This is a genomic window from Enterobacter sp. 200527-13, assembly GCF_027924865.1.
Lineage (GTDB): Bacteria > Pseudomonadota > Gammaproteobacteria > Enterobacterales > Enterobacteriaceae > Enterobacter > Enterobacter ludwigii.
The window spans coordinates 1-1584 of record NZ_BSCM01000020.1 but is presented as its reverse complement, the minus strand read 5'-3'; the positions used below and the strand labels follow the sequence as shown (position 1 = coordinate 1584).

At 53.3% G+C, this 1584-nt stretch carries 1 protein-coding gene and 1 rRNA gene; one reads left to right on the top strand and one right to left on the bottom strand.

Features of this window, described 5'->3' with window-relative positions:
- A 16S ribosomal RNA gene (locus QMG44_RS24155) occupies positions 1-549 on the bottom strand; the annotation flags it as partial.
- 503 nt (positions 550-1052) lie between these two features.
- Here QMG44_RS24155 and QMG44_RS24150 point away from each other — a divergent pair.
- The coding region (locus QMG44_RS24150) for a gamma carbonic anhydrase family protein (protein ID WP_281853331.1) at positions 1053-1584 on the top strand (532 nt) is incomplete at its 3' end.

The window sequence follows — 1584 nt, the reverse complement described above, 5'->3', positions numbered from 1 at the left end:
GCTTGCACCCTCCGTATTACCGCGGCTGCTGGCACGGAGTTAGCCGGTGCTTCTTCTGCGGGTAACGTCAATTGCTGCGGTTATTAACCACAACACCTTCCTCCCCGCTGAAAGTACTTTACAACCCGAAGGCCTTCTTCATACACGCGGCATGGCTGCATCAGGCTTGCGCCCATTGTGCAATATTCCCCACTGCTGCCTCCCGTAGGAGTCTGGACCGTGTCTCAGTTCCAGTGTGGCTGGTCATCCTCTCAGACCAGCTAGGGATCGTCGCCTAGGTGAGCCGTTACCCCACCTACTAGCTAATCCCATCTGGGCACATCCGATGGCAAGAGGCCCGAAGGTCCCCCTCTTTGGTCCGTAGACGTTATGCGGTATTAGCCACCGTTTCCAGTGGTTATCCCCCTCCATCGGGCAGTTTCCCAGACATTACTCACCCGTCCGCCGCTCGTCACCCAGAGAGCAAGCTCTCCTGTGCTACCGCTCGACTTGCATGTGTTAGGCCTGCCGCCAGCGTTCAATCTGAGCCATGATCAAACTCTTCAATTAAAAGCTTGATTTGCTTCAACTCGTGAAGCGGTGCTCAAAGATTCACTAAATGAATTTTACTTCAGTAGTCACTCTTCAAGACTTGATATTTTTTTGCTGCCGAAGCAGCTGGATATCGTCTTGTGAGTGCCCACACAGATTGTCTGATAAATTGTTAAAGAGCAGTGAGTTACGCGCCGAAGCTTGTTAACTCGAGGTGGCGTATAATACGCTTTCCTCTTTCAGAGTCAACCCGTTTTTTCAGGATTTTTTCTCTTTCGTCCCGGCCGCGTTGTGAAGTGAATCACTTGCGCCGTGTCGATGGAGGCGCATTATAGGGATCCGAGTTTTTTGCACAACCCCTTTTTTGATCTTTTCTTATCGTTTGCACACTTTTCCGCCCTTTCGGCCGGATCTTGCGCGATCGAGGCCATTTTACGCAGGAACTGCGCTGTTGATTGGTTGTAATTCCATCGCCAACGTCTAGTATTGCCGGTAATTATGATCCCGACGTGAGGCTTACCATGTCTGATGCAATTCGTTCTTACCTTCATTACACCCCACAGATCGGCCAACGCGTGATGATCGATCCTTCCAGCGTGGTGATCGGCAACGTGGAACTGGCCGATGACGTCAGCATCTGGCCCCTGGTGGCCATCCGCGGCGACGTTAACGCCGTCAAGATCGGTGCGCGCAGCAACATTCAGGACGGTAGCGTGCTGCATGTGACTCATCAATCGGAACATAATCCTCAAGGCTACCCGCTATTAATTGGCGAAGATGTGACGGTGGGGCATAAAGCCATGCTGCATGGCTGCGCCATTGGCAACCGGGTATTGGTGGGAATGGGATCGATTTTGCTGGATGGTGCAGTAATAGAAGACGACGTGATGATTGGCGCCGGTAGCCTAGTGGCGCCGGGAAAACACCTGGCAAGCGGGTACTTATATATGGGCAGCCCTGCACGGCAAGTACGACCGCTGACGTCGGCCGGGGTGGAAGGGCTGCGCTTCTCCTCCAATAACTACGGGCGCTGGAAAGGTGGTGACCCGGCCG